We start from the raw sequence: 23,954 nt of genomic DNA, 5'->3' as shown, positions 1-23,954 counted from the left end.
CGATAACTTGTAATAAAAATCCTTCGGAATTGTAAAAAAATTGAAAGGATAGCATTTTACTCCTCTGGAGGATGGCCATGAATATCCTCGTAGACCGAATCGAAATTTTCCCGTAGATACGCGTTCAATTTCTTTTGATAATCGTCCTTTAACCAACTTAGAAAATTGTGGGTGCTTTTACTGATACACTTGGCATACACATGAATGCGGTTGTCTATATCCTCCTTTAACAACTTGGCCAAAGCAAGGGCATCATATACATCTTCGCTATTTTCAATACAGATATAAGCATGCTGCTCAATCGACCTTTCCAAAACGACCTTTGAAGATTCACCCGCAAACGTTGCCTGTTCATAGGTTTCCCGAATATCAAAATAGGTTTCTTTCGAGTTTTTGAACTCTTCCTTGATTTCATCGGACAAATCATGCTTAAAATCCGCCTCGATGTCCTCATCATCACGGATCCGGTCCATGTAGTAATTGGGAGATTTAAAAATCGCCTCCCAATCCAAGTCGGCACCCCAAGGTCCAAATCGGTATATATTGTTACCTAAATCAATGACCGTAAATTTCGATTTGTTGTTCAAAACCCTGGAACCCCTACCGATCATTTGATAGTAAAGGGTCAACGATTTGGTGGCCCGGTTCAGTATTATACTGTCTATGGTGGGTTCATCAAAACCGGTGGTTAGAATACTTACAGATGTCAATATGGCGTTGGGTGTTTCCTTGAACCATTTTAAGATCTGTTTCCGCTGTTTTTTTGTAGCCGTATTATCCAAATGCATAATGGGCAACCCGGCATTTCTGAAGGTATAATACACCTGAATGGAAGTTTCAATACCATTATTGAAAATCAGTGTTTTTTTATCTTTCGAATGCTTGGTATAGGCTTCCAAAAGTTTGTTCAGCATTGCCGGACTCGTATAGAGGTCCGCTGAGGATTTTACCGTATAATCCCCATTGGAGCCGACTTCCAAAGAGGTTAGACCCATATCGTATTGATAGGTTTCGGCCCTGGCCAAAAAGTCGTTTTCAATAAGGTTCTCAATGGATTCCCCCGGGATGAGTTCATCATAATTTCCATTCATGGGAGTTTCTTTGTTGGAACTCAAGGGGGTCGCGGTTACTCCAAGAATAAAGGAACTTTCAAAAAACTTGAACAGTTTGGTAAAAGAATTATAATGGGCCTCATCGATAATGACCAACCCCACATCGGAAATATCCAATTTATCGTCATTAAGCCTATTGTTCAAGGTTTCCACCATGGCCACATAGCAGCTATACTTTTCCTGATCGTCCAGATTGGCCTTGCTGTTCACTACCTTGTTCACCACCCCAAAACTGGTAAGCATGTCCGAAGTTTGGTTGCAAAGTTCCACCCTATGGGTCATGACTAAAACCTTTTTATTGTGGTTCTTTAAGTATTGGCGAACAATTTCGGAGAAAATGACGGTTTTACCGCCTCCTGTAGGTAATTGATATAATAAGTGATAATCATCACGTTCGTTGTCGAACTTTTCAAAAATCTGTTGGATGGCACCCTGCTGATAACTATAAAGCTCTTTGTCTGTCTTTTTTTCTTGCAGTTCGTATACGGTCTCTTGCATGTAATCCTTTTTCATTGAAGAGTGCAAAGGTAACACCTTCAATGGCCTAATACTAATTCATGGGATAAAAAGGGTATCTTTCCGACCAATGAAACGATATTTCAAATAGTGCATTGAATAAAATAATCCATCATCATTTTAAGATATATAAACCCTTCGGAATGTTAAGTCAGCTTACTTCCGGAGAACCAAGGCAATTACGAAAAAAGAGATTTCTTGGAGAACTCCATACTTTTCCCAATGGTACCATGCCCATTGGAAGATTGGATGAGAAATCGGAAGGATTGCTGTTGATGACTACCGATGGAAAGTTAGCCGATTACATCAATACTACCGGTATTGAAAAGGAATATTGGGTTCAATTGGATGGGTTCATTACTGCGAAGCCAATTTCCCAAATGGAAAAGGGTGTTTCCATTGGGTTATTCGGAGAAAAATATACGACCAAATATTGCCAAGTGAACCTAATGGAAACCCATCCAATATTGCCCCCTCCAGATTCCAGGTTAAGAATTGGGGTGCACCGACCCACTTCTTGGATCCGTGTGATTTTGACCGAAGGGAAATTTAGACAGATCCGTAAGATGACGGCAGCAGTTGGTTACCCAACGGTTAGACTGATTAGAGTAAGAATAGGGCAAATAGGTTTAGGTACGATGATGACTGGTGATGTTAACCCGGTTTTGGACCTACCCTTCCAATTTTTTGGAAGTAAATCTGGAGAAAAGAGTTAATCTCTTTTTTGTATTGATGAAATATACGCCAGTCAGCAGTATAAACGCTGCTATGGCCGATTGTAAGGTAATTTCCTCATTTAAAAAATACCATCCTAAAACCATGGCAATGACCGGGTTTACATAAGAAGAAGTAGCCACTTTTTCCGGAGATACCACTTTTAGCAAATAGTTGAACGCCGTAAATGCCACGATACTTCCAAATAAGACCAAGAGAATCATGGACCATAGAACGGGCACTGTCCAATTTACGGGAGAAATCCACTCCTCTCCAATGACCGCACTGATAATGAAAAGTAAAATACCTCCGGTCACCATTTGATATCCTGTATTTACAAAGTAATTGGGCGGCAAATCCGCCTTGCCCACAAAAAGACTTCCATAGGCCCAACTGAGCATACAAAAGAAAATAAGTATCATTCCAAGAAATGCTCCTTCTTGGGATATGATTTGTTTCTGACTAACTAAAAGATAAATTCCGATCATACCTAGCCCTACCCCAACCAAGGACATAGGTTGAATTTTCTTGCCTTGAAGAATCCTCATAAGAATTAAGACCACAAGGGGTTGTGCAGAAATTTCAAGAGCGGCAAATCCACTATCCACATATTTTAAGGCCCATACCACTACCCCATTTCCAAAAGTGAGAAAGAGAAATCCTGCAATGATACTGTTGCCCAACTGTTTTTTGGTAACCCTAAGTGGAATTTTCAAGAACTGAGCAATGATAAAAATAAGGCTTCCGGCAGTAATGAAACGAATCCCTGCCAACATGAAGGCCGGCAGCTCAGTTACTGCAATTTTATTAAGAAGATAGGTACTGCCCCAAATAACGTAGATGGCAAAAAAAGCCAATATGATTAGGGCAGGATTACGTTTTGCCAAGGTCATTCGAAACGATAAAACCTTTTAGATTTTTTTGACCCTCACAGCGTTCATACCCTTCATTCCCTTTTCAAGTTCAAAGGAAACTTTGTCGTTTTCAAAGATTTCATCAATGAGACCACTTACATGTACAAAGTACTTCTCATTATTTTCGGAATCAATGATGAATCCAAAGCCTTTTGAAGAATCAAAGAAAGAAACCTTACCATTTCTCACGGGATCAAATTCCTCTACATCACCTTCTTCTTTTTTAGGAATTCCCAATACAATGTCCTCTGCCTCAATTTCCACTTTCATCGATGGATCTGGCGGAGTATCCACCAAGTTACCATTGTAATCAACATAAGCCATTGGAATGCCAGAAGTGCCATTATCCTTTGCAGCCTGCTTACGGGCTTCTTTCTTCTTCTGCTTCTCTTCTCTCTTCTTTAATCGTTTTTTTACTTTTTCAGTTTTGTTAAATGTTTGTTGTGATTTTGCCATTCGTAATTTTAATGTGGTAATACAATTTGTGCGTTAAGAAAGAATAGAAGTCCCAGTTTGGCAATTGTGAAATGACCTTTGCAACGGGTACTACAAACAGATTCGTTTGTCGGTCGGAGCAAGATTCCCCATCTTTCCTTAAACTAGGTCAAAGATAGCGTATGTTTTGTAATAATGAAGTAGTTATGTGGTAATGTCTTGAAATCAGGTATTAAATACCCAATTATGTATTTAAGTAATTTTTAACATTTATCATATAGTACTGATAATCTGATATTTATATCATTAAAAATAAAAACATAGTACCTTTTATAACATAGTACTGTAACAAAAATATATATCCCTCGTCTTCTTTATATAAAAACAAAACAATTAATCATCACCCGATAATTATCGGGATAAAAACAACAACATGAAAAGATTTATCAATCAATCACCAACGGAATCAAGAAGACACTCTTTTTTTAGCAATTTTAGGAATAGCAAAAGGGTACAATGGGCAGAAGTAAGAAATCATACCCATTAAAATCATTCATCATTCATCAATCATCAATCATCAATCATCAATTAAAAAAACGAACATCATGAGAACTTTCATTAAACAAACACCAACGGAATCAAGGAGACACTCTTTTTTCAGCAATTTTAGGAATAGCAAAAGGGTGCAGTGGGCAGAAGTAAGAAATCATACCCACTAAAAAATTAAAATCAATCATCAATCAATTATTCATCAATCATTCATCAATTAAAAAACGAACATCATGAGAACTTTCATTAAACAAACACCAACAGAATCAAGAAGACACTCTTTTTTCAGCAATTTTAGGAATAGCAAAAGGGTACAATGGGCAGAAGCAAGACACTTTACCCATTAAATAATTACACATCAATCAATATTAATCACCCGTATACCAACGGGACAAAATACAGGGGTTATGAAACATTACAGAAGACTATCCCCAACCACTTCTAGAAAATTCGCTTTTTTTACCGATTTACCGGTAAATCAGAAAGTACGTTGGGTAGCTGCCAAAGAGAAAATCTCTCTGGTATAGGAAAAAGAAATAAAAAAGGATAAGACTTCATCAATCTTATCCTTTTATTTTTTGCCTTAAAAGCTTATCTAAATCTTAATCCTTAAGGGTAATTTCTTCTTCAATACCGTTAGGATAAGTTACGGTCGCTACATTATCGCAGGTACTATCACCAAAATCCACATTTACGGTAAGTCCATTTTTGGAAACTGTCATATCCCCATCTGCAATATAACCACAGGTTACACTACTGGTCAATGGGGAATTCACGGTAACATTATAAGTGTTACCCTCATAAACTACTGTCCAGGTACCCGCTATACTGTACGTAGTTGATTCGGCAGAATCACCAAAAGTGAGCGTAAAAGATCTATTTCCCTCATCAGAAATAATTGAACCATCCGCCATTTCCACACTTAGGTCACTGGTAACCTCAAAGGAAACTGAACTAGCATCCGTATTGGTATTTAGAACGTAAGACCTTGTTCCATTTATTTTGATATCGCCGACATAAAAATCCTCATAACTAGCCGAAAACGAAGTTTGTTCCGAATTCATATTGTACGTTACGGTCAAGACACCATTAATATTTTCTGTTCCGTTTAGTACACAATTGTTGAACGTTGCAATATATCCTGTATCCGAATATTGGGCACTATAGCATTCATTACTAAGGGTTTTGGCCGTTGAGCTACCATTATTGTAAAGCTCAAAAAGAGCCACATCTATACCTCCAGTTATATCGTCGATTTCCAAAATGGTTTTCAGGTCCGCTTGGGACAGTACTATGTTGTCGTCCGTCTCGGCATCATCACTACAACTATAGGCCAGGATCAGTGCCGATGCCAATAGACTCATTTTTTTCAAGGTGTTTCTAACTATTTCCATCTATTTAAAATTGTGGGTTTGAACCATTAATAACGGGAAACACCCTTATTTAGTATGACTTACACGACTCCTTAGGTTGTAGTTCATCGAATATCTTCACATAGCATACAATATCATATCTATGATTAACGATAAAATCATATACGATATATTATATTTGAATTATGATAGTAAAAGTCAACCTTCGCGATCAGGTACGGGATTATCTACTTTCCGAAATGAAAAAAGGAAAGTTGAAAATAGGCAAGACCATTAATTTAGCGGCCCTATCCAGGGAATTGGGTGTTAGTGTAACCCCAATTAGGGAAGCATTGACACAATTACAACAATCTCATATTATAAAAGCGGTGCCCAATAGGGGGTTTATCATAGCAGAACTCGATGTAAAGGAAGCAGAGGACCTATATGGGCTTGTTGCAAGCTTGGAAGTCATGGCCATTGAAAATTCTGAATTTGACCAAGAACAGATCGATGCCCTCAAACGACAACAAGAGGTGTTTGAGAATGCCCATGATGCCCTTTCTAGAATTCAGGCCGATCTTGAGTTTCACCACCTATTGACTAAAGGATATGACAACGAACTGGCCTTACAAATCCTGAAGGACCTAAAAACCCGGATTTTCTTTTACGAACAGGCCTTTACTGCAGATGATTCGTTTTACAACAAATCGGACAACCAACATGAAGCCATTATTTCTGCCATTGCAGAAGATAACGTACCCACCGCCTCCCTCCTATTGAAGATGAACTGGATGTTAATTGTAAATTATATTCAAAAGAAGTTGACGGAGTAAATCAATCTTCTAAATCCTTTAATAGTAATTCGGCCGAATTTGTTACTCGCTTATAGCTTCTATAGCCCCATAAGGAGACAAGAATCGATAATAATGCTACTACGGACAAGCCGATCCATACTTTGGTTTCAATTTCAATCAAAAATACATTCTTGCCTGCTATGATCTTTGCCGTACCTAGAAATATAATTGGCATTAAGATAAGGCTAAGCCCAATTCCTACCTGTTGTAGCCGTAATAATCGATTTTTTTCACGAGTATATTTTGCTAAAATGTCCCGATATGTTCCCTTTATTAAACTCAGGTTTTGAATTCTTGCCAAAGTCCTTAATACAATGGTGGGAAGCAGTGTAAAAAAAACAATGGTTACAACTCCGCTCAAGCGAAGATACCATGTGTCCAATTTCCCGAAATTAAAAAGAATAAGACCTACCAAAAAATAGCCAATAATCGCCCCAATCGTTTCAAAATTCCTAAGCTTGCTAAATTTCTTTTGATATCTATCCTGTGTCATTTTCATTATAATTTCGTTCGTTAATTTTTTTTGCTTTTCTAATTCCTGGCTCATTTTTGACCAAGTTGCTTGTAGTTCTTCTAATTCCATGATATTAAGATTTGGTCATGTTTTGTTTTAATTTTTGTTTTATGCGGGAAATTCTTGTTCCCACATTAGAAGGATTTAAACCCGTAATGCTGGCTATTTCATTATAGCTTTTACCTTCGAGCAACAAGAGCATCAAACCCCTTTCCAGCGTATTTAGTTGCTTTACATGTTGATATAGCAATTTTAAACGCTCCTCATAAACTTCATCTTTCGTTTCGGAGACCCTCAATACATACTCCGGTATGGGAACAGAATTGGGGCTTCTTTTGTATTTTTTCAGTTGGGTAATCGCCGTGTTCATCGCCACCCGGTACATCCATGTACTAATTTTAGATTCGTTTCTAAACGTGTCGAAATACTTCCAAAGCTGATATACCACTTCCTGAAAAAGATCTTCCCGGTCTTGTTCATTATTGGTGTAAATACTGGTCACCTTATACAATAGACCTTGATGTTCCCGTATGACATCCGCAAAATGCGTTTCCTTACTCATGTAAGCTCGTATTCTTTTTCTATAGGTATCTAATGTGTCCAAAAAATCACATAAAGAGCGTATAAAATTTTAGGAATTGGTTTTATTTTGATGATATACAACAAAATAAGGCCCCTGACGTTTTTTTTAAAAATCCAATCAATGCAATATTTAAACAAAGAGATCGAGGCACTTACAAAACGAAAAAAGTCCAATTCCTTGGTAAAAAATGAAATTTCCTGTGGAATCTTCCAGGATGTTGAAAAACTTCCAAAGAAAGAAGAGGAAACCAATTCGTAACGGTGTTAATCAAACAAGGAACGGTCCAAACCTGGAATTAGGTTAAGGGCATTTTCATAATACACCTTTTTAAGCACTTCGTCCGGTAGGTCAAGACCGTACATAGCCCAAAAAGCGTGATACTTTTTATAGTAGGGAAAATATTCGTCGTTACTTTCCAACACCCTAAAATAGGTAGGAAACTCCTCTGGTTTCCAGCTATCCTTACCAAATAAAATTCTATCCTGATATTTAATAAAGAAGGCCCTTGCATTTTGTGGTTGCCGTCCCAATTCCGCGATAACCGCCGAAATACCAACATTCATGTTGGGGATCTCATCAAGTAATTCCCCCAGTTTTCCTAAATTATTGGCATGCCACCCCATATGTGCATTAATGAATTTTGTGTTGGGATGTTTTTTAAAGACATTGTGTTGTTCCTGTATAATTTGTTCCCAAGGGGCAGGATCTGTAGCGGACCTTTTTCTTCGTGGATGTGTTTTTAACTCCAACCATCGCTCATTTTTACTATCCATATCGTCCCAAAAAGATTTTGGGTCAGCCGCATGAATAAGAACGGGAACCCCCATTTCTCCACATTTGGCCCAAATAGGGTCTAGTCGAGAATCATCTATGGCCAATCTTTTACCCGATGCATCCTTATAGCGAAGCCCCAAGCTTTTAAAAATCTTTAAGCCCTTGGCACCGTTTTTAATATCTTTTTCCAATTGGGCAGCTGCTTTTTTACCCCAATCAGGGCCATCTACGCCTTCAAAATCTACATTGGCAAACACCACAAATCTATTGGGATAACTTTTATTGATATTGTCCACTTTTTCCTTTAGGCTTTCTCCGGAACCACCACTTAAATTTACCATAATGGCCTCGTTCAAGGATTCCATATCCGCCAATAAGCTACCCAGTTTTTTAACGGACATATCCCTTTGGTGGCTATGCACATCGATAAAGGGAAATTTTGCTTCATTAATTTCCTTGCCCGGAACCACCAATGTAGAGGTAGGGTTATATTCTTCAAATCCCATCTCTTGGGCCGTTAACTCGGTTGCGGATTGAAAAAATACGATAATTATCAAAAGTGTTTTACAAAAGTTCTTCATGCATTTTATTTATGTGTTGTGAAATCTTTGGTACAATTTTTCATATTCTTCAGGAGTATCAATATCCTCTAATAGTTCCTGTGCATCCAATCTGAGAATATCATCCTTATAGGCTAGAAGGATGTCCTTCGCTCCCGTATCAGAATTCAACTGAACTAGTTCGTGACAAATAGATCTGTTAAAAATTGCAGGGACCCCTACTCTATTGGTATAGCTACTTGCAATTATACTGTATTTTTTAGTTTTAAATTGATCAATAAGCCTTTGGAGATATACTGAGGTAATCAGGGGCTGGTCCCCCAAGCAAATTAGAATCCCATCAACTGCATGATTGGTACTTAATACATGGCCTACGCCTATTGAAATACTGTTCCCCAAACCTTTTTCCCAAGTAGGGTTTTCAATCACATCGTACGTTTCATCATCAAAATGCAGCATCGGTCTTATTTTGTCCGAATTCGCGCCCAATACCAGAACCAACTGATCCGGGTCAACTTCTTTAACGGTCCGCAAGGCATGTTGCAATAAAAAGCTGTCTTTCCAAGGTAATAATTGCTTTATTTTACCCATTCTGGAAGATTGTCCCGCCGCCAAAACAACAACCGCTATGTTCAAAGAGTGGCTCAATTATGAATCCCTTGTTTCTTATTTTTTAACATCATAGGTTCCTGATTTCGTATCACGGCCAGTATTTCCGCCATAATGGCTATGGCAATTTCCTCTGGAGCCTCAGCACCTAAATTTAAACCTGCTGGTCCATGGATTTTATCAAAAAAATCAAAATCATCATCGGGATATAATTCAATGTATTCATTGAACAATTTTTCCCTTCGTTTTGAAGGTCCAAGTAATCCAAAATACATGGGATTACATTCCTTTACCCTATGGAGATATTTTAGGTCCTTTACGTAGCTGTGCGTCATTAAAACCAATGCGGTTTGGTCATCGATTTTTTCAACGGGTACTTCCAAGGGTTCTACGTCCCATAGTTCATCGACTCCAGGGAAGTCCGCTATCGTCTTTCCTTCGGCAGGCACAACACTAACAGAAACTTCCCAGCCCATTTCCAATGCTATTTTAGATAGTTTCACCGCATCATGCTCCCCTCCAATAATAGCGAGCTTATAACAAGGATTTAGTATCTGTACGTAGGAAGGATAATTATTTTCTTCTGATATGGTATTCAAGGATATTCGGTCTTTTCCAAAAACAAAAACGGAACCCGTATCCGGATGCTCGCCATATTCCTTCTCATAATAGGAGCAGATAGAAAAAGATGTTCTATTCTGAATTGTCTTGTTGAATTCTTCAACCAACTCCCTACTGGGTTCAAAAGGCTCAATTAAGATATAAAGGATTCCTTCGCATCCCAAACGGAACCTACCGTCATAGGTCATTACTTTTGGACGTCCCGTTTTAAAGACACTGGCAGATTGAAATAGGACTTCCTTCTCCACGCATCCACCACTTACCGCGCCAACCATTTCTCCATTTTCGCAAATTAACATGCGTACACCAGGCCTCCTATACGAAGAACCATCCAAGGCAACGACCGTGGCCAATACTGTTTTTAGACCTCCAGTATGGAACTCCTTATATTCCCTGAAAATTTTTTTTAGTTCGTGGGTCATCTTAAACCAAGGGATAATGTAATTTTGTCCTCGAAAATAAGGAAATTACCTATTCCCACCTGTTTTTTAAAGGGAAGGGCACTTCTTTAACATTCTTTAACATAAAATTTTTATTTCCCGATAATTTCTAAGCGGAAACAGCGTTCTGCTTGATGAACTCAAAATGTATGAACATGAATTTAATCCTAAAAACCTTTGGTTTTTTATTTGCAATTTCCCTTTTCGTTTCGTGTGGTAATGCCGATGATGATGTTGATCTAAATCTCAATTTTGGTGATGGTCTAGGTAAAGGGACTCCCGTTGATGATTGTTTGGGATTGGATGAGGGAGAGCTGGTGCTTTCCATCCAAGATCAGTATACTACCCTACCAGGCAAGGTTTCTATTTTCTTTCGAGTGTCCGATACCAATGGAAATCCAGTTCCTGGTCTACAAGCAAATCAATTTACCATTTATGAGCAAGGAAGGAACGATGATTGTTTCAATACCATTTCGTCTTCTGAATCCTTTGCACGTATTTCTCCAAACTCGCAGATTTTTACGAACAATACGCTTTTAGTACTGGATTTAAGTAACAGTGTATTGGAAAGCAGTTTGCAAGAGTTAAAAATGGCAAGTTCAAGTTTCGTGGAAAATGTAATGCCCTCAACATCGCAGGAATCCTTTCAAATGGCCATTTATTGGTTTGATGGGGAAAACGAACTTCATTTATTGAACGAGCTTACACCTTCCAAGGAGGAATTAATAACCTCAATCAATGGCATTACGGACAATATTAGCTCGGACCCCTCCACTGATTTATATGGTGCGGTGATTAAGTCAACGGACATTGCTACAGATTTAATCAACAAGACAACTTCCGGAGATAAAATCGGGGCAGCTTCCGTGGTTATTTTTACGGATGGTACAGATCAGGCTTCTAGATATACGGAAGATGCCGCTTTAAAGAAAGTAAATGAAGCCAATTCAAATATCTCTTTCTTTAGTATTGGTTTGGGAAGTGAAATAGACACTCAGGTGCTTATGGATATAGGAAAGACGTCCAGCGTATTTGCAAGTAACAAAGATGATTTGGAAGATACCTTTAATGAAATTTCTGAAAAGGTTTCAGAGCGTGCCAATAGCTTTTATTTATTCGAATATTGCAGCCCAAAAAGGGATGGCAGCGGGGAAAATAATTTGGCCATAGAAGTAAATACGGGAACAAGACAAGGAGCGGTACAAACCAAGTTCAACGCTACCGGATTTACAGGAGGATGTGAATAATATTTATTAGGTTTCATTAAAAAAGAGGCGTTCAACGCCTCTTTTTTTTGTTCTCAACTTTGAATTATAACGTATTTGTTATCAATTTTTTACACAGAAAAAAATCATTTTCAAGGAGTGATGTCCAAAGGGTAAAACATCCAGTTTCCGAATCTTTCCGTACATAAAAGTGAAAGATTATTAACTAAATACACTTTTGAAATGAAAAAATTATCAATTATTGGAGTAGCGTCCATAGTACTTTTATCTTCTTGTGTTTCCAAAAAGAAATATGTGGCTTTGGAAGACAATTTGGCCCAAACTCAAAGTAGACTGACCAAAACTCAAGTTGAGAAAGAAGAATTAGAAACTAAAATGGCCAAAATTGAGGCTCGTGTAGAAGAGTACAATTCCAAAATAAATTCCCTTAAAGAAATCAATGACAGTCAGTACACTTCAGTAGATGATGTAGCGGTCATGAGCAACAACACCAAGGAAAATATGAGAAAGACCTTGCAAAAGGTTGATCCTGCCAAACTTGCCGAAGCCAAAACATTACAAGATTCAATGAATCTGGCGGTGTCCTATAAGTTGAAGCAATCCATTGCAGATGAAGGAGAGGATGTAGACGTAAGCATCGACAAGACAGTGGTCATGATCAACATTTCGGACGAATTGTTGTTCAACACTGCAGGATACAGGGTTAGTAACAAGGCAGACAATGTGTTGAAAAAATTGGCCGATGTCATTAATTCCGAACCAAGCATGGAGGTTATGGTAGAAGGACATACGGATTCCAGAACCATTAACACAGCTTTATTTGAGGACAACTGGGACTTAAGTGTAAAAAGAGCTACTTCCATTGTTCGTGAACTACAGAACGAGTATAGTGTAAATCCAAAGCAGTTGATTGCTGCCGGTAGAAGTAGTTATCTTCCATTGGTTGAAAACGATAGCAAGGAGAATATGGCTAAAAACAGAAGGACAAAAATTGTTATCCTTCCCAATTTGGACAAATTCTTTGCCTTGATGGATGCTGATGATACAGCCAGTATCGACTAAAATGTATCTATTTTGATTTAAAGGGTGGCAGTAGCCACCCTTTTTTTATTTCAAGAAATCGTAGTAGGGTTTTGTGGTCTGATAATTGTTTATATATTATAACAACCCCAAAGAATACAGAACCGAAACATCCTAAAGGCTATGAATGTGTTTAACTTAAAAAGAAGAAGTCATGGATGTACTCAACGAAATTTATCAAAAAAGTGCCTTGGGCATTTTACCTGAACCTATAAAAAGTTTTATTCTTTTCATATTTTCAGCCATTGTAATCCTATTAGCTACAATGTTATATGTATTACTCAAGCATGGTCTTTATTTAAATATACAATTTGGTTACTAACATTCCTTATCTAAAAATCATGGCATTAGGTATGTTCACGTTTTCCGATTCCAAATCGATAAAAAAACCGTTTATGACGGCATGTGTAAATTTCCCATCTTTTTTTAGGAAAAAGGTAGGGTTAATACCTGGTTGTAGCCTAAAATCCGGTCTCTTGTAATTCTCCCCTACCAAATGCAAGGGAACGGGCGAATTCAACAATTTTTCGGGAATATTGGCCACTTTTATAAACCCAAAACCTTGTGACAAAAGCTCTTTAAAATTCAAGGTCTTCACTTTCTCTATGTCGGAAACCGTTTGCGGATAAACTTTGCCTTGTACGATTTGAAAACCTTTTGCATCAAAGGTTTCATAGCCATAATAGGTAGATAAATCCCCTTGGTCCCAAATCCTACTGCTGTACCAAAAATCATCGTGACCCTCATAATCAACTTCAACCTGATTAATGCCCAAATCCAGTATATAATCCTTTCCCAATAGGTTATAGGTGGCTCCAACAATCTTTAAATCGAAAAGCATTCGGTTATTTTCCGGTATTTTCTCATACTCCGCAATATCGATTTGCTTATAATTTTCCTTGGCAATCGTATAAATGGCCGATAGTATGGAGACATAGTTCAATTTTCGTATCTCTTGTTTTTCCGGATCATTGGGATATCCCCCGGATTCTATCAAAATGGTACTGGTGCCCCATTTTTGAATATTGTCGCCAAACGCACGGGGTTCAAAATCGTCATTATAGCGCCCTACTTGACCTGGAGCATATTTCTGAAGGATATCGTTCATGAAAACAATAATTTTCATGGCATTGCCACGTACCTCGTTTATATCCTTTTCATAATTATACGCTGGAGCCAAATAAGAGATAGTTGCCGGTTTTTCGGTACGTTCCGCATTGTAATAGGTACTTTGGTCATGTAAATTAAACCCAAAGTCGGCCTCCAAACTATCCCGTACCCGTTTCAAAGTCTTGCCCTCTGGGGATTGTAAGCGCAGCGCATCCCTATTGATATCGATTCCCAAAAGATTACGGCGTTGAAACAGTTCAGCCCCATCCGGATTTAACATGGGTAAAAAATGAATGGTCAGGTTGGAAAGAATGGCCTCTTTTTCCTCCTTAAATTGGGGACTGTCCAAAAAATTAAGGATATCAAAAATGGCTTGTGTGGCGGTCGGTTCGTCCCCGTGCATTTGGGACCATAGAAAAACATCGGTTTCGCCGGAACCAATACTCAACAGGGAAAGGGATTTACCGCCAATGGAAGTGCCTACCCTATCTACGTTGAACTTAGGATTGTTCCTATATTTCTCCAATAAGGGTTGAATATCCTTGTGCTTAATTCTCCTTTCTCCCAATGTGGGTTCCTTAAAAGTCTCGTAGGTTTCATACAATTGTGTGGTAATATCCTGTGCGTTTACTAGACAAAAAGGAAGTACAAAAAATATAATGGCTATCGTTTTCTTATTTATCATTCCGGTAATGGTTTAAAATTTAGGTCCTTTACGGCGTTTCTAACTTTTTTCATAAAATCGGTTCCTGGATCGGTCTTTTGGGTCCTATATCCTTCGTCCTGCTCCAACCACAGAGGATGGTCTTCAAATTTTGTATATTCATAATGTCCGATTAAATAATCGATATCATATTTTTCCGCTAAATAGCGCACCAACCAAATATTCGCCTTTACCTGTGCCTTGGTCAATGGTTGGTTCTTGTCCCCTCCTACATTTTCCACCCCAATGGCACAATGGTTTAATCCGATGACATGTCTGGCCATAGTCGTTTCCGGTAATAATCTGTAAATCGTGCCATCGCGATCTACCATAAATTGGGAAGATACGTTCAACGCTCCGGCCGAATTAATATCGGGCCTGGAATTAGGTAAGGTGGGAGGGTCGAATGCTTCAAAGGATTCTTCAAAAGTGGATATTACCGTCCAATGCAAAACAATCATTTTAGGTTCGATTTCCGGAGAATCTTTTATCAGACCATATCTTTCCGATAGATATTCCAACGTCAATATCTTCCGTTCTTCATCAAAGGTAATGGGTTGGTCAACAATGGAATTGACAGCACCGCAAGAGCTTAGAGCTATCAATAGAACAAGCACCAATATTCTTTTCATTTTTTGCTGTCGCTTAGAGAGTCCATTTCTTTTTTTACCGCATATTTTATTTCAATCTTCCGTCTGCCCCATTCCTTGGCCTTACTCCTATCCTCTCCCATATAGATGTCAATTCGGTTTCTCCATCTTGGATGCATTTTATCCTTCACGATATAAATACCCTCAAAAGTATCAATTTTAACCAAGGTATTATGCCTGAGCCCTTTTCTAATTAAATCGCGTGATACGGCAATCCATTTGACCCCAGGCTTTATAGAATCTCCCCAGGCCGTTATCTCCGGATGCTCATAGGATGTTTGACCCGGAAAGGAATTGTAGGCCGTTGCGGTGACCGTAAGGGGTACCCATTCATACATAGGATCCAGCTTTTTAGGTTCGCTGCACCCATGACTTATTATAATAAACAACAGAAAACATATAAATCGATACATCACTGCTAAATGAGATTCAATATAGTAATAATCCGAATATTTTTTGGGCCTCTTCAATTGAAGGTGTTTTAGTCTATGAATTATCTTCCTTTTGCCTATTTTAGAGGTAATAATTCTTCTATGAAAAAAATAAAATGGACCTTGGCCGTCTTATTGGTCGGTCTGCTCCTTGCAGGTTATTTCAATTATCCCAAACTTAATCTGATTTCTGGTTACGCCAGTAAAAACTTGGCTTCCAATGTATTCTTGGCACATCGGGATGCTTATTTGGTGAATACCATTGACCACGATATGCCTTTGATAAAATTGGCCAAAGGGGAAGTACAAACCGAAAGTAAATCGGCTACTGCCTCCGTATTTGGACTCATGGAGCGAAAAGCGGTATATAAGGAGGGTTTGGGTGCCGTACTGACCAATGAAACTTACGCTGCCCATAATTTTTCCCTCATACCCCATAGAATCCAAAAAATAGATACGTTGCAGTTTCCATTTGGTAATCAAGGAATTGTGGATACCCTTTTGCCCGATGTGGACTATGATAAACTGGGGTATGTTCTCACCACGGCCATGAACGATTCCTTGCAAAAGACAAGAAGTTTATTGGTCGTTTACAAGGATCAAATCATTGGGGAAAAGTACAGCAAAGGCTTTACAAAGGATACCCGAATCTTGGGCTGGTCAATGACAAAGAGTATTCTGGCCACGTTGTATGGCATTTTACAGTATGAGGGCAAAATAAATATGGAGTATAAGCCTTTTCCCGAGGTTTTGAATATCACCGAGGGACCCAAAAAGGATATAACGCTGAACCATTTGCTTCGGATGCAAAGCGGTCTGGCATGGGACGAGGATTATTTTAAGATATCAGATGTGACCAAAATGCTTTTTCTGGATTCCGATATGTCGAAGGCCCAAGCCCTCAATGACATTATTGCCAAACCTACTGAAATTTGGAACTATTCCTCAGGGACAAGCAACCTACTCTCCGGGATTTTAAGAAAACAGTTCGATACACATCAGGAATATCTGGACTTTCCCTATGCCAAATTAATTGATAGAATCGGTATGAATTCCATGCTCCTGGAAACCGATTTGGAGGGAAATTATGTGGGTTCTTCTTATGGATGGGCCACTACACGGGATTGGGCAAAATTTGGCCTTCTCTACCTACATAAGGGCAATTGGAACGGTGATCAGGTTTTCTCAGAGGATTGGGTAGGCTACATTTCAAAACCCACAGTAAACTCAAATGGTACCTACGGTGCACATTTTTGGTTAAACGAAAAAGGAAAGTATGCAGATGTGCCGAGGGACCTTTATTCTGCCAATGGATTTCAGGGACAACGTGTGTTCATCATTCCTTCAAAGGAAGTAGTTATCGTAAGAACGGGCCTTGAAGAACAATCCGATGAGCAATTCAACACCTTGATACGGGATATCCTGGAAACCCTTAAATAAGCCTATTTTTCCAAAAATAATGTAGGTTTTTTCCTCTAGCCTACAATTTTTTCCAAGTTGACCACAATTCTGCCTTGGGAGACAACAATAGTTTCGTCAAAATGCACATCCTACCTACTTTTACAGTGTTACAAAAACGAATTAATTTTTTTCATTTTCATATAGTGTTCTCGTAAAAGAGTCTGGTCTTGGTTGATCGGGCTCTTTTTAGTTTGTAACCAATAATCCGTTCGTCCATAACTTCAAAGAAAATCCGATTTTTGGAAATAAGTTCTGAATCAAGGAAGCCAATTGTCCTTACCAAAATTAGGTTTTCGCTTTTCCAAAAAGGCGTTCCTTCCTTCTTTGGCTTCATCCGTCATATAAGCCAAACGGGTAGCCTCCCCGGCAAATACCTGTTGTCCAACCATACCGTCATCGGTCAGGTTCATGGCAAATTTTAGCATTTTAATAGACGTAGGGGATTTTTGAAGAACTTCCTGTGCCCATTCATAGGCGGTATCCTCCAACTCGGAATGGGTTACCACGGCATTAACCATACCCATCTCAAAAGCTTCCTGGGCGGAATAGTTTCGGCCTAAAAAGAAAATTTCACGCGCCTTTTTCTGTCCTACCATTTTGGCCAAATAGGCAGATCCATAGCCTCCGTCAAAACTCGTCACGTCCGCATCCGTCTGTTTAAAAATGGCGTGTTCCTTACTGGCAAGGGTCATATCACATACCACATGAAGGCTGTGACCGCCACCAACGGCCCAACCCGGAACCACGGCGATAACGACCTTGGGCATAAAACGAATCATACGTTGAACCTCAAGAATGTTCAGCCGATGTTGTCCATCTTGACCTACATATCCCTTATGCCCCCGCGCCTTTTGGTCTCCTCCACTGCAAAATGACCAAATACCATCTTTGGTCGAAGGCCCTTCAGCGGAAAGTAGCACTACTCCAATGGATGTATCTTCCTGCGCATCATAAAAGGCTTTAATCAGTTCACTCGTCGTGTTTGGCCTAAAGGCATTTCTAACATCAGGTCGGTTAAAAGCAATTCTAGCTACGCCATCACTCTTTTTATAGGTTATATCTTCAAATTCCAGGGCAGTACGCCAGTTGGGTGATTTCATCTTGTAATCTTTAAATTTTGAGCTATAAAGATAAATGTTCCTTTTCAAGTCTACCAAGAACTGGGCAAATGAGTTAGCTTCTACAGGTTATTAGTCTATAAATATTCATTTTTTGTTTTAAGTTTATACCGCCTGTATTTCATAAGTATGAAGAAAACACTCTACGAAATAATAAAATCAATTCGAACCTTTTTATCTGAAAAGTTTCATCAGGAAGATTCGAGGTTGCCTTATTTTATTACCGTTATAGTTTCTTTGATAATTGTTGTTGGGGGTATCAATCTATTTATTGAATTAACGGAAACCTTGAAAACCGAGATGCTGGCCAGTTATGATACGGCAATTACCGATTACGTACTATCTTTTCGAAATCCTATGCTCACCAAGTACTTTGTTTTTGTCACCGATATTGGTGATGTCAATGGCTATCTTATAGTTTTGACACTTTTTGCCATTATTTCTTGGTTTGTTTTAAAACGATGGAAATATGTCCTGCAAGCCACTATTGTTTTAGCCTTGGCTACCGTTTCCAATATGGCCTTAAAGCGATTTATAGACCGTGCGAGACCGGGTATAGAACACTTGGTTTCGGTAAAGACCTTAAGCTACCCGAGCGGGCATGCTATGAGTGCCATGGCGTTCTTTGGCTTTTTAATTTATTTGATTTCCAAACTCGATATTCACAGGGCATTAAAATACTTTTTGATTTTAATTTTCGGCCTTTTAATTCTAAGTATTGGAATTAGTAGAATTTATTTAGGCGTACACTTTCCTTCCGATATTGCCGGTGGATTTATAGCAGGTTTTATCTGGGTGGTATTTTGCGTACTCGTTTTTGATTTGATCGAATTGTTTAGGAAGGATCCTAATGTGAGCTAAGGCTTTCTTGAATTATAATTCAACCTTTAATAAAGTTAAACATTATCAACTCATGATTGCAAAGGTCAAGGAATTGAGAAAGGAACTTCATCAACACCCAGAATGTTCCGGTGCGGAAATTGAAACTGCAAGTCGCATAAAATCCTTTATTTCCAAATATCACCCTACCAAAATTTTGGACAACCTTGGAGGTAATGGACTGGCTGCTATTTATGAGTATTCCGATCAAGGACCTACCATTGCAATTCGTTGTGAATTGGACGCGTTGCCCATTGTAGAGAAGAATCGGTTTGCACATCGATCTAGAAATAATGGAGTGTCCCACAAATGTGGACATGACGGACATATGGCCATTGTTGCGGGTCTTATATTTTGGATCAAAGAACAGAATTTCATATCCGGAAAAATTGTGTTACTGTTTCAACCCGCGGAAGAAACGGGCAAGGGAGCTGCAAAAGTACTTGCAGATAGTAGATTCAGTGAATTAAAAATTGACTATATATTCGCCTTGCACAATATTCCAGGTGTTCCATTGCATACCATAATCTACACAAAACAGGGGTTTTCTGCCGAAGTGCAAAGCCTAGCCGTATATTTAAAAGGGAAGGAGTCACATGCTTCGGAACCTGAAAATGGTATAAATCCTTCCACCGCAATTGCAGAAATCACTACCAAGTTGAAAGAATTAGGCTTGGACGACCCCAACGAAGATAATTTTGCTATTCTCACACCGATTCATATTCTTATGGGACAAAAATCCTATGGGATTTCACCAGCCAATGGGGAAATACATTATACGATTAGAACATGGAGTCCGGAACGGATGCAGAAATTAAAATTGGAAATAGAGAATGTTTGTAAGCAGATATGCCATTCCAATTCCCTAGAATATAAAATTGATTGGTTTGAATATTTCCCTGCTTCTATTAATAATGATCACTGCAATACTCTTGTTCAAAGTGCCATTAAAAATAATAAACTAAAGGCCATAGCACGAACATATCCCTTTAGATTTGGTGAGGACTTTGGATGGTATTCCCGATCCTATAAAGTTGCCATGTTTGGTTTAGGGGCGGGAATGCATACACCCGCTTTGCATCATTCAGATTATGATTTCCCGGATGAGCTTTTAACCACCGGAATGGATATGTTCAAGGCGATTATTGCTGAGACACTAAATTCTTCAAACTAGTTACTCGGTTTTTTGTTCTTCTCTTCAATCCATTTGGACATAAACTTGGTACTTTGTAGGGTGTGGTGTTCCAAAAGTCGCCCCATAAAATTTTGGGTGCGATGTGGTTCCAAATCCTCTATAAGTTCTATTATTCGAGCCATTAGAAGCTTTTCCAATTGAGGTTTGTGGTACAGCTTATTGACAATATTCAAGCCGTTGTTTTGGGCCTTTTGCCATACCGTTTTATCGGTATAGAGTTGTATGGCCTTTTCTACAAAAACATGCTCATCATCGGTAACAAAACCATTCCATTCCATAGTCCCGTGCATTCCTTCCGCACCTATTTGTGTAGTGACACTGGGAGTTCCGTATCGCATGGCATCCACAAGTTTACCTTTTATTCCTGCTCCAAACCTCAATGGAGCCAAACATACCCGGGCAATACTAAGAACCTCGGACACTTTTCTGGCCTTACCTCGCACATAGAAACCATTTTTTGGCTGGTGCAGTTGTAATATGGATTCTGGAAGATAGGCTCCATAGATGTAGCATTTTGCATTAGATAAGCGTTCATGAATCTTTGGCCAAATATCCCGTTTTAGGTACTTTATGGCATCCACATTGGGATGGTGTTTCCCTCCGCCTATGAAAATAAAATCGCTTCTTGTGTCAAAGTCCGGCCAATCAACATCCTTGGGAATTTCATCGAACATAAAGGGAAGGTACCACAGTAATGAGGAATCTATTTTTAGTACTTGCTGTAACAACTCCATCTCATGAGTTGAAATAATCAGGGATACATCTGATCGAAGAATACTGGCGACCTCCCTCTTCGTTTTATCGCTTTGCATCCATAGTTCATTGGAAAATAAGACTTTATTCTTCTGGCACTGTTCTCGCATGTCTCGCAGGGAGTGCAAGTCTTCGGTATCCAGAATCCTTAAAGCCTTGGGACAGTGTTCCGCTACCCGCCAACCGAATTGTTCTTCCGTCAAAAAACGGTCGAACAGCACTACATTCGGGTCCAAATCTTTTATGAATTCATCAAATGACGAACTGTTCAATGAAACATGTTGACATGTAATTCCCAACGCTTCCAAATCTTCCGAAGCATCTGTTTTTGATGCCGAGGAAACGAAAATAGTCTCAAAATCATACTCTTGAAACATTTCAAGTAATTGCATCATGCGTACCCCCGCAGCCGTGGCGGTGGGTTCCGGCCACGTAAGTCCAATAACCAAAAGTTTTTTGGATTGCATGTTTACTTCAATTTAAGGGAAGACAAAGATTCATTCTGTTGGAACATATCCAATATCATCCATAACCACTACTCCTTTTGGGGTTTGGTCAAACACAAAGCGTATTTTAGAAACCGATTTTGGGTCAAATTCAGTTTGCTTCTGTTTGAACAAGGATATGGGAAAATGGAAGGTCTGCAGCTGTACTTCCCACTCGTCCCCTATCATTTCCTTGTCAAGGGACTTTAACTTGGTGAACCTGGTCTTTAAGGGCTTCATGATGCGTTTGGCATCGGATACCTTTAAATCGGCTACATGTCCCACACTATCTATCAATTCGATTCTGAAATCGGCAAAAAATTCATCCTCACTTTCTGTTTTATTTGTCTTTTCCGTTTCGGTTTTATCCTCTCCCCCACTTTCAAGCCATTTCATATCCCCACTGGCAATGGACATTTGAACACTACTGGCTCCTTGTGCCCATAAAGTGGAGTAAGCATTGATTTCGTACGTAGGGTCTTGGTCCACCGTAGTACTATCACCATTGTTCCATCCCAATACCACGGCATTATTATCCTGCTTGCCGTTATCCCGGGTCTTCAATACAATTTCCTTCCAAAGCGAGAGGTTTTTTCCCTTGACCTGAAGACTGTCGCCAGCCGTGGTTATATCGATATCCTCTTCAAAATCGACCAAGCCACTAAAGTTCGAGGTTTCAAAGTGGGTCAATAGGTATTCATCCGGCAACCATTCCTCTCCCAGAGCCACATTTTTAAATAGTGGGAGATAATCCGTATTCCCTTTGAGCGAGGCTTCGGCAAAAGCGCTAATAAAAACCTTGGCAATTTCTTGTTGTTCCTCTTCTGCTAGAAGCGGCTTTAGGTTCAATAACCATTTCATAGGAGCTCCAAAATCAGAATTGCCCCAAGTGGTGTTGAACTGACCATGGTTGGCATGGTGCACATAAACACCGGCCTTAAAGTGGCTAAGGGAGTCCGTAAATTGCAATCTGCGGTAAGGTCTTAATCCCCAGAAACTCACTTCATCGGAATCATAGGAGCCCTGAATACTGAGATAATCCAAATTTCTTAAAACGATTTTCCTATCATACCTGTAATCTGTAGGTGCTATGGACACAATCCCCTTAATATTGAAATTGAAATCGAAGGGCACTTTGGCATTATCCGGGAAATAGGGCAATCTATTATACCCCCCTGCAATGGTTACCGCCTCTCCCCCACGGGAATGACCCATGAGCATAATATTTTCCATATCTATCTTTCCTGAAAGCTCATGTTCTGGATTCTTGTTCCAATCCTGCCAAAGCTCAAGATGTTTCAAAAGTAGCCAAGCCCTAACGGGCATTTCCTTACCCCTAAAATCGCCTGACCAATGGGCGTTGACAAAATTTTCATCGACCGAAACCGTAATGATGCCCCTGCTCGCCAGAAGATTACCAAGATAGCCATAGCCATCATCCGAATAATCTATCATACTATGATTGCCATGTACGATAAGTGCCAAAGGAAAAGGTCCATCGCCTTCGGGCATATACACACGTCCGTTGAGCGGAAATTCAGAAACTCCGAACCCCCAGAATTTTTCTCTCCATTTTTTCTTTTTACCCTTCCACTCCGGTAACAAGAGGCTAGCATCTACCGTTGCCGTTTTAAAGCGTATGTCCTCTCTATATTCCTTTCTATTTTTATCCGTCCCACTTCCATAAGTAAATGTCAGGACCTGATATTTCCCTAATTGCGAAGGGTTATCCATACCCAATTCGTTCAATGGGACCTGTCCGGTGCCTAAAGTAAATCTAGGAACATCCGCCTTATATGGATCCGAACCCGGATCAAACAAAATATAAATACCGTATCCCAGGCCGATGAACCCAAATACCAGGACCAAAAATGAAAGCAAAGACCTTGTCTTAAAAAACCAAATAAGGAACAAAATACAGCAAAGCGCACCCAAAGCAATTGGATAGTAGACGTTTACCGGCCATCCAAAACCAAATAATTTTAATGAAACCAAGGTAGAAACACCGCTTACTGCGGCCAAAATATATATGGAATCAATCCCCTTAAAAAGGAACTGAATCAATTTAAAAAGCAATAAGAACAAGGTTTGGACCACTACACCTATGACCATGGCCAAAAGCATCATGAGTATGGGAGAAAGTCCCGTTAAAAAATGATAGCCATAAATCCCTGTGAGTAGTAGTGTGGGTATATAGGTTAGGGCCAGTGAGCGGTTTTTCATTTTCAGCAAGTTGGAGTTATTACAGCCCTTAAATTAACCATCTCTGACCAATTTTTACAGGATTGTCCTTATTTTTCGGAATACCATAAA

General features: G+C 39.2%; 23 protein-coding genes. 8 read left to right on the top strand and 15 right to left on the bottom strand.

The annotated features are described in order from the left end of the window. Positions 1-56: 56 nt before the first annotated feature. A complete protein-coding gene (locus CJ263_RS19415) occupies positions 57-1,610 on the bottom strand; it encodes a DEAD/DEAH box helicase (protein WP_094999323.1) in 1,554 nt (517 codons plus the stop codon). A 161-nt stretch (positions 1,611-1,771) separates the two neighbouring features. Between CJ263_RS19415 and CJ263_RS19410 the strand changes: the two genes are divergently transcribed. Continuing rightward, positions 1,772-2,344: a pseudouridine synthase gene (locus tag CJ263_RS19410; protein WP_229702451.1), complete on the top strand. Its 573-nt coding sequence runs from the start codon at positions 1,772-1,774 to the stop codon at positions 2,342-2,344. On the opposite strand, the gene CJ263_RS19405 is transcribed toward CJ263_RS19410, so the two are convergent. From CJ263_RS19405 to CJ263_RS19395, 3 genes are all read right to left on the bottom strand, one after another. Continuing rightward, complete coding sequence (locus tag CJ263_RS19405) at positions 2,300-3,235, bottom strand: EamA family transporter (protein ID WP_094998790.1); 936 nt, start codon at positions 3,233-3,235, stop codon at positions 2,300-2,302. The two genes, CJ263_RS19410 and CJ263_RS19405, sit on opposite strands and share 45 nt — an antisense overlap. A gap of 18 nt (positions 3,236-3,253) precedes the next feature. Next, positions 3,254-3,712: a cold-shock protein gene (locus CJ263_RS21310; RefSeq protein ID WP_094998789.1), complete on the bottom strand. Its 459-nt coding sequence runs from the start codon at positions 3,710-3,712 to the stop codon at positions 3,254-3,256. A 1,130-nt stretch (positions 3,713-4,842) separates the two neighbouring features. Further along, positions 4,843-5,634, bottom strand: a complete 792-nt coding sequence (locus tag CJ263_RS19395; RefSeq protein ID WP_094998788.1) for a hypothetical protein — start codon at positions 5,632-5,634, stop codon at positions 4,843-4,845. 164 nt (positions 5,635-5,798) lie between these two features. Between CJ263_RS19395 and CJ263_RS19390 the strand changes: the two genes are divergently transcribed. After that, positions 5,799-6,428, top strand: coding sequence for a GntR family transcriptional regulator (locus CJ263_RS19390; protein WP_094998787.1), 630 nt, complete (start codon positions 5,799-5,801; stop codon positions 6,426-6,428). Between the two features lies 1 nt (position 6,429). Here CJ263_RS19390 and CJ263_RS19385 read toward each other — a convergent pair whose 3' ends face one another. Both CJ263_RS19385 and CJ263_RS19380 read right to left on the bottom strand, forming a co-directional pair. Further along, positions 6,430-7,032 (bottom strand): hypothetical protein, encoded by a 603-nt coding sequence (locus CJ263_RS19385; protein ID WP_094998786.1) that lies wholly within the window; start codon positions 7,030-7,032, stop codon positions 6,430-6,432. A gap of 4 nt (positions 7,033-7,036) precedes the next feature. After that, a complete protein-coding gene (locus tag CJ263_RS19380; RefSeq protein WP_094998785.1) occupies positions 7,037-7,525 on the bottom strand; it encodes an RNA polymerase sigma factor in 489 nt (162 codons plus the stop codon). A 141-nt stretch (positions 7,526-7,666) separates the two neighbouring features. Here CJ263_RS19380 and CJ263_RS21160 point away from each other — a divergent pair, with 141 nt between their 5' ends. After that, positions 7,667-7,804 (top strand): hypothetical protein, encoded by a 138-nt coding sequence (locus tag CJ263_RS21160; protein ID WP_188669471.1) that lies wholly within the window; start codon positions 7,667-7,669, stop codon positions 7,802-7,804. Positions 7,805-7,809: 5 nt separating this feature from the next. Here the strand turns inward: CJ263_RS21160 and CJ263_RS19370 are convergent, their stop codons facing one another. From CJ263_RS19370 to CJ263_RS19360, 3 genes are read right to left on the bottom strand one after another with little or no spacing between them, the layout of a single operon-like run. Then, positions 7,810-8,901 carry an amidohydrolase family protein gene (locus tag CJ263_RS19370; protein ID WP_094998783.1) on the bottom strand — a complete coding sequence of 364 codons (1,092 nt, stop codon included), beginning with the start codon at positions 8,899-8,901 and terminating at the stop codon, positions 7,810-7,812. A gap of 9 nt (positions 8,902-8,910) precedes the next feature. Beyond that, positions 8,911-9,516, bottom strand: coding sequence for a nucleotidyltransferase family protein (locus CJ263_RS19365; RefSeq protein WP_158657206.1), 606 nt, complete (start codon positions 9,514-9,516; stop codon positions 8,911-8,913). Positions 9,517-9,524: 8 nt separating this feature from the next. After that, positions 9,525-10,532 carry an XdhC family protein gene (locus CJ263_RS19360; RefSeq protein ID WP_094998781.1) on the bottom strand — a complete coding sequence of 336 codons (1,008 nt, stop codon included), beginning with the start codon at positions 10,530-10,532 and terminating at the stop codon, positions 9,525-9,527. 173 nt (positions 10,533-10,705) lie between these two features. Here CJ263_RS19360 and CJ263_RS19355 point away from each other — a divergent pair, with 173 nt between their 5' ends. After that, entirely contained in the window at positions 10,706-11,797 is a 1,092-nt protein-coding gene (locus CJ263_RS19355) for a vWA domain-containing protein (RefSeq protein WP_094999321.1), read from the top strand. Positions 11,798-11,998: 201 nt separating this feature from the next. Beyond that, positions 11,999-12,838 carry an OmpA/MotB family protein gene (locus tag CJ263_RS19350; RefSeq protein ID WP_094998780.1) on the top strand — a complete coding sequence of 280 codons (840 nt, stop codon included), beginning with the start codon at positions 11,999-12,001 and terminating at the stop codon, positions 12,836-12,838. A gap of 346 nt (positions 12,839-13,184) precedes the next feature. Here the strand turns inward: CJ263_RS19350 and CJ263_RS19345 are convergent, their stop codons facing one another. From CJ263_RS19345 to CJ263_RS19335, 3 genes are read right to left on the bottom strand one after another with little or no spacing between them, the layout of a single operon-like run. Then, a complete protein-coding gene (locus CJ263_RS19345) occupies positions 13,185-14,651 on the bottom strand; it encodes a M14 family metallopeptidase (protein ID WP_094998779.1) in 1,467 nt (488 codons plus the stop codon). Beyond that, on the bottom strand, positions 14,648-15,301 hold the full coding sequence (locus CJ263_RS19340) for an N-acetylmuramoyl-L-alanine amidase (protein ID WP_094998778.1): 654 nt from the start codon (positions 15,299-15,301) through the stop codon (positions 14,648-14,650). The genes CJ263_RS19345 and CJ263_RS19340 overlap by 4 nt, the downstream gene beginning before the upstream one ends. Then, on the bottom strand, positions 15,298-15,657 hold the full coding sequence (locus CJ263_RS19335; RefSeq protein WP_229702452.1) for a 3D domain-containing protein: 360 nt from the start codon (positions 15,655-15,657) through the stop codon (positions 15,298-15,300). The genes CJ263_RS19340 and CJ263_RS19335 overlap by 4 nt, the downstream gene beginning before the upstream one ends. A 195-nt stretch (positions 15,658-15,852) precedes the next feature. Here CJ263_RS19335 and CJ263_RS19330 point away from each other — a divergent pair, with 195 nt between their 5' ends. Beyond that, positions 15,853-17,190, top strand: coding sequence for a serine hydrolase domain-containing protein (locus CJ263_RS19330; RefSeq protein ID WP_094999320.1), 1,338 nt, complete (start codon positions 15,853-15,855; stop codon positions 17,188-17,190). Positions 17,191-17,468: 278 nt separating this feature from the next. Here the strand turns inward: CJ263_RS19330 and CJ263_RS19325 are convergent, their stop codons facing one another. Beyond that, positions 17,469-18,311, bottom strand: a complete 843-nt coding sequence (locus CJ263_RS19325; RefSeq protein WP_094998776.1) for a 1,4-dihydroxy-2-naphthoyl-CoA synthase — start codon at positions 18,309-18,311, stop codon at positions 17,469-17,471. A 147-nt stretch (positions 18,312-18,458) separates the two neighbouring features. Here CJ263_RS19325 and CJ263_RS19320 point away from each other — a divergent pair, with 147 nt between their 5' ends. Then, positions 18,459-19,190, top strand: coding sequence for a phosphatase PAP2 family protein (locus CJ263_RS19320; protein ID WP_094998775.1), 732 nt, complete (start codon positions 18,459-18,461; stop codon positions 19,188-19,190). A 52-nt stretch (positions 19,191-19,242) separates the two neighbouring features. Then, complete coding sequence (locus tag CJ263_RS19315; RefSeq protein ID WP_094998774.1) at positions 19,243-20,382, top strand: amidohydrolase; 1,140 nt, start codon at positions 19,243-19,245, stop codon at positions 20,380-20,382. On the opposite strand, the gene CJ263_RS19310 is transcribed toward CJ263_RS19315, so the two are convergent. Next, entirely contained in the window at positions 20,379-21,623 is a 1,245-nt protein-coding gene (locus CJ263_RS19310; protein WP_094998773.1) for a glycosyltransferase, read from the bottom strand. The genes CJ263_RS19315 and CJ263_RS19310 overlap by 4 nt on opposite strands. A gap of 30 nt (positions 21,624-21,653) precedes the next feature. Then, entirely contained in the window at positions 21,654-23,864 is a 2,211-nt protein-coding gene (locus CJ263_RS19305; protein WP_094998772.1) for a hypothetical protein, read from the bottom strand. Positions 23,865-23,954 lie beyond the last annotated feature (90 nt).

This window comes from Maribacter cobaltidurans (assembly GCF_002269385.1).
Lineage (GTDB): Bacteria > Bacteroidota > Bacteroidia > Flavobacteriales > Flavobacteriaceae > Maribacter > Maribacter cobaltidurans.
The sequence above is the reverse complement of the archived record's forward strand: the minus strand, read 5'-3'. Positions and strand labels throughout refer to the sequence as shown.